Raw genomic sequence first — 4,305 nt, 5'->3', positions numbered from 1 at the left:
AAGGAACTAAACGACAGCATCAGCGCCAGCAATACTGCTATCGGACGGCGCATCTGATTTTTATACTTCCGCCTCCGGCTCCTCCCCCTGATTTTTCTCTCTTCCATCTCTTTACCTCCCTTGATAGATCTATTTCCAGATGCAGCAGCGTATAAACATTTCTTTCCGGTCCGTTTCCATGTTATGTCTTTCTGTCTATCCAGTTACTGCATCATGGTAACGCATTTTGTTTTTCCACATCTGGAACATTCCCCATCTTATTCTGCGTTACTGTTCACGCATACGTGCCCAGTAACGCGGTTCCAAAAGTGCCTACCCGTGAACCGTTACTATTCTGCCGCCTCATACGCATATAGAATTGTCCGGGCATTGTTAAATTCATAGCTACATGTCACAAATGAATACAAACGCACGATCGTCCCCTCGATCGGCGCGGACGCGCTCGCGCCCGCTGTCATCTGCTGAATATATGACGCAAATTCTTCTCCCGATGCAAACTCCGTTTTCCGTCGGATCGCATCCGGCGATGTGCAGACAGCCGCCAGGGCTTTTAAATGAATCTCCCGCTCCGGCATATAAAGAATGATTTCTGAATGCTGATCGAAATAACCCTGATCCTTGTATCTGGAAATGTCTTTAAACATACTTCCATTCTTCATGTGATGTCCGTACAGCACATTATGCAGGGACGAAAAATCCGCCCGATCGGCATAGTCCAGAAAAATCGTGCCCGCCGTGCTCTTCTGCCTGTTCAGGTCACGATGCAGGTAATAATCATTGTCCTTCCCCTGAACCACCGGATAATTGATCTGTGTTCCCGGAATCTGAATCCATGCAACGACGTCCGGATTCTGGGAATCCAGTGCTGAGAAATCAATCGCTGACACATATTCTGTTTCCTTTATCGCGTTTGTCTCATCTATCTCATTTTCCACATCTGGCACTTTTTTCTCCGGCATTGTTTCTCCTGTCGTCCCTGCTTCCGACATTCCCACAACCTGAGCAGTCAACTCTTCATGGGCCTTCGCCTGACGTATTTCATCCCATTTATGCATTGCCACTCCCGCTGTACCGAACGCCAGACAGATGACAGCTATCACAGCCGCTGCTTTTCGTATCCACTTTTGCATCGCTCCCTCCATCTTTGTCCGTGAAACATCTTGACTGACGTCCAAACCAACCTTGACTGTAACTTTCCCTCTTTTTCTTCGCTTTTTTATTCTTTTTACATTCCGCCTTATCATCAACACAGGGTTGTCCCCTTATGCGGATTTAAATTCCTCCATTCTGCACCGTTTTCACGCCATGTTCCCGCAAAAATGGCTCGTACAGTTCCTCTTCTGCTTTTTTCCGTGCTGCCACTGCGTCCTCCAGATTTACGAAAGTTCCAAGGTTGTACACTTTTCCCTGAAAGCCGATTGCTGCCCGCCACCGGGAATTTTCCCGCTGGTAGACGCCGCGGTAACCGCTCGTATTGTTTGCTGTATTTTTCTGGTTGGCGATCCGCTCCAGGCAGGTTCCGCCTACAAAATGAATCGCTTTTTTCATGTTTTTCTTCCGTGTCTCCGCCCGCAGGCAGCCACAGCTCTTGGTTTTTCTCGCACACAGGTTTTCTTTGGACACCTCAATCAGGCGTCCGCAGCTACAGACGCATTTCCAGTATTCGCCTGTCCGGTTGGAATTATCCGCCTCTTCAAGCACTTTCAAACGTCCGAACTGACGCCCTGTCAGATCAATCCACCGACTGGACGGAAGCTCCTTCCGATAGCACCCGCAGCTTTTCGTATGCCCTGTTTTCAGATGGGACTCCTCCACAGTCTTTTCTTTCCCGCAGTCGCACCGGCACAGCCAGTAATGGCGGCGGCTTTTTTCTGTCGGTTTTACCTCCCGGCAGACGGTCAGGCGTCCATACCGACGCCCCGTCAGATCTTCTCTCACATACTCCACCTCCCCGGTTGACATAATGGGAATTATGTCCTATCCGCCTATTTCATTTTTTCTTTAATTTGCAAGGTTTTTGCCGGATTTTCCAACTTTTGGATACAATATCTGTTACTGTTCACGCATGTGCCCAGTTACACTGTGCTATTTCAGGTACTGTTTTTAACGCCTTTGTATGTTGAATTTTTTTTTCAGAAGTGATAGACTTAATAATAAAGTCATATATTTAGATATGTATGCAGATTCTTTTCATTTCAGGACATAATTCCCATTACGTTTTTCGTCAATTTTCCCTATCAATCAACAAACCCAATTCCAGCTGTCTGCGGCACGCTTCACGGCTGCTGATGATCGTATAACGCCTTGTCGTCTCCACGCTGCTATGACCCAGATAGTCTGCCAGACGGACCAGATCGTGATCGCGCTCATAAAAGATCTTGGCAAACAGATGGCGTAGATTGTGCGGATATACCTTGCTCGGAAGAACCCCCGCTTCGGCGCAGACGGATTTCATATCCGCCCATACCTTCTGTCTGCAGAGCGGATGCCCGCTTCTTGTGACAAAGATACTGCCTCCCACGATCCGCTGCTTCTGGCAGTACTGCGTCAGATACAGCATCAGCGACTGCGGCAGCAGGATCACCCGCTGTTTTCCCTTACAGTCGATCACCACTTCCCCCTGTGCCAGCGATTCCGCTGTAATATATGAAAGCTCGCTGATTCGTATGCCCGTGCTCGCGATCGTCTGCAAAATCGCACAGAGGCGTTCATCGCCGCGTCCCCGCGCCGCCTTAACTAACTTCTGGTAATCGCTGCGCGTCATTTCCCGTCTCTCATCACAGAAAATCCGCTTCTGCACCCGGAACGTGCGGACACAGTATTCCTGTCTTCCGATAAAATGAAAGTAGCTGTTCAGAGACGCCAGCATCGAATTGGCGCTGGACGTTTTATAATGCGTTTGTAGGTATTCCTTAAAAGATATAATTGTGTTTTTATCCCATTCTTCACCCGCAAACATCAAAAACTTTCTCACGTCCCGGCAGTATTTTTCGATTGTATGGCTGCTTTTTTCCTGTTCTCTCAAATAATCCCTAAATTGTTCTAATTCATTTTGTTTTTTCTGTTTCAATGCATTTCCTCACTTTCTCACGAAACCTTCTCGCGTATTTGTTTTTCGCAGCTGTTTTTACTATCACAGCTGCCGTTACTTTTCTATTTTCTGAGAACCAACCTTATAGTATACGCACGGAGGACAAAAAGTCTTACAAAAAAACAAATATCACTGGATCTGAAAACTTTTCACATAAAATTTCTTTGATTTTCGGAATAAAATAGGACAGCTGCTCCTAGCTTACCCGGAACAGCTGTCCTATTTTTATTTTTATATGTTTTTCCTGAATCATTCACAGCAACTCCGTGAACGTGGCTGAAAGCCACGGTGATGACCATAATATATCAATGCCATCAGTACCATGAGCTGATCCGAAGTGACGTCTTCCATTGAAGATTTCAGGATATTACTGAGTTTCCTTTGACATAGGGATGAGTTTTGCCACCACAAAAAAACGTCCATCCTGCTGCGTATATTCACAGGTAGCGAGCGTGATAAGTCGTTCCGGCCAGGCAGCCTGCACACCGGTATCATAAAAGCAGTTAGCTTTCAGATAATCCATCAGCATTCCGTAAGATTCTTCATTCCTTGCCAGAAGCATCCGCTTAAAGGACTCATCCATGTTAGCAGCTGACTGTTTAAACGCTCCTATCACCTGATACGTCTCTTTCTCCGTCAATGTATCAAATTCGATTATCTGATGTTTCTGCCAAAAATCTTTTCTTTTATAATTCTCAATAGCCGCAAACATATCACCATTTCTCATATGATGTCCATAAAGCAGCAGATTCTGGGATCTTTCTTCCAGCTGGCAATCTCCATCTATAAATATCATCCCATAGCTGGATTTTTCCTTATCAAAGTTGTGATTAATATAGTATTCCGGTTCCTGAGGTGTATACATCACCGGATAGTCTATCTTCGTTCCTTTGATGTAGATCCATCCCTGCATATCCGGATTTTCCTGATTCAGGACTGCATATTGTTCCCGTCTCAGCTCCCTAACTTTAACCTCTTCCTCCGGCGACGAAAGACTTCCTGACGGAGAACTGCCGTCCTGCTGAACTCTGACCTCCTCCATCACCTGATACACCCGCTCCAGGGATTCCTGCCCTTTCTGATAGTCTCTCTCTTTCTGCACCAGCTTATATCCCAGAAAAACAGCGCTCCCCAGACTCAGAAGGACAATCAGAGTAAATACATGCTGCATGATTTTTCTGCTCATATTCTCTTCCTTTTACATGACTGTTCAG

The 4,305-nt window shown here is 46.2% G+C and carries 4 protein-coding genes; all 4 read right to left on the bottom strand.

The annotated features are described in order from the left end of the window. Nucleotides 1-329: 329 nt before the first annotated feature. The 4 genes from srtB (QVO97_RS04475) to srtB (QVO97_RS04460) all read right to left on the bottom strand — a co-directional run bounded on the left by srtB (QVO97_RS04475) (nt 330) and on the right by srtB (QVO97_RS04460) (nt 4,277). Entirely contained in the window at nt 330-1,130 is an 801-nt protein-coding gene (gene srtB / locus QVO97_RS04475) for a class B sortase (protein WP_022359191.1), read from the bottom strand. A gap of 142 nt (nt 1,131-1,272) precedes the next feature. After that, on the bottom strand, nt 1,273-1,938 hold the full coding sequence (locus tag QVO97_RS04470; protein WP_288188918.1) for a hypothetical protein: 666 nt from the start codon (nt 1,936-1,938) through the stop codon (nt 1,273-1,275). A 286-nt stretch (nt 1,939-2,224) separates the two neighbouring features. Continuing rightward, entirely contained in the window at nt 2,225-3,070 is an 846-nt protein-coding gene (locus QVO97_RS04465; protein ID WP_022359189.1) for a tyrosine-type recombinase/integrase, read from the bottom strand. Between the two features lie 388 nt (nt 3,071-3,458). Continuing rightward, nucleotides 3,459-4,277, bottom strand: a complete 819-nt coding sequence (srtB, locus tag QVO97_RS04460; protein WP_022359188.1) for a class B sortase — start codon at nt 4,275-4,277, stop codon at nt 3,459-3,461. Between the last annotated feature and the right edge of the window lie 28 nt (nt 4,278-4,305).

This window comes from Clostridium sp. CAG:43 (genome assembly GCF_000434655.1).
GTDB lineage: Bacteria > Bacillota > Clostridia > Lachnospirales > Lachnospiraceae > Otoolea > Otoolea fessa.
This window is presented reverse-complemented; position numbering and strand designations above follow the sequence as displayed.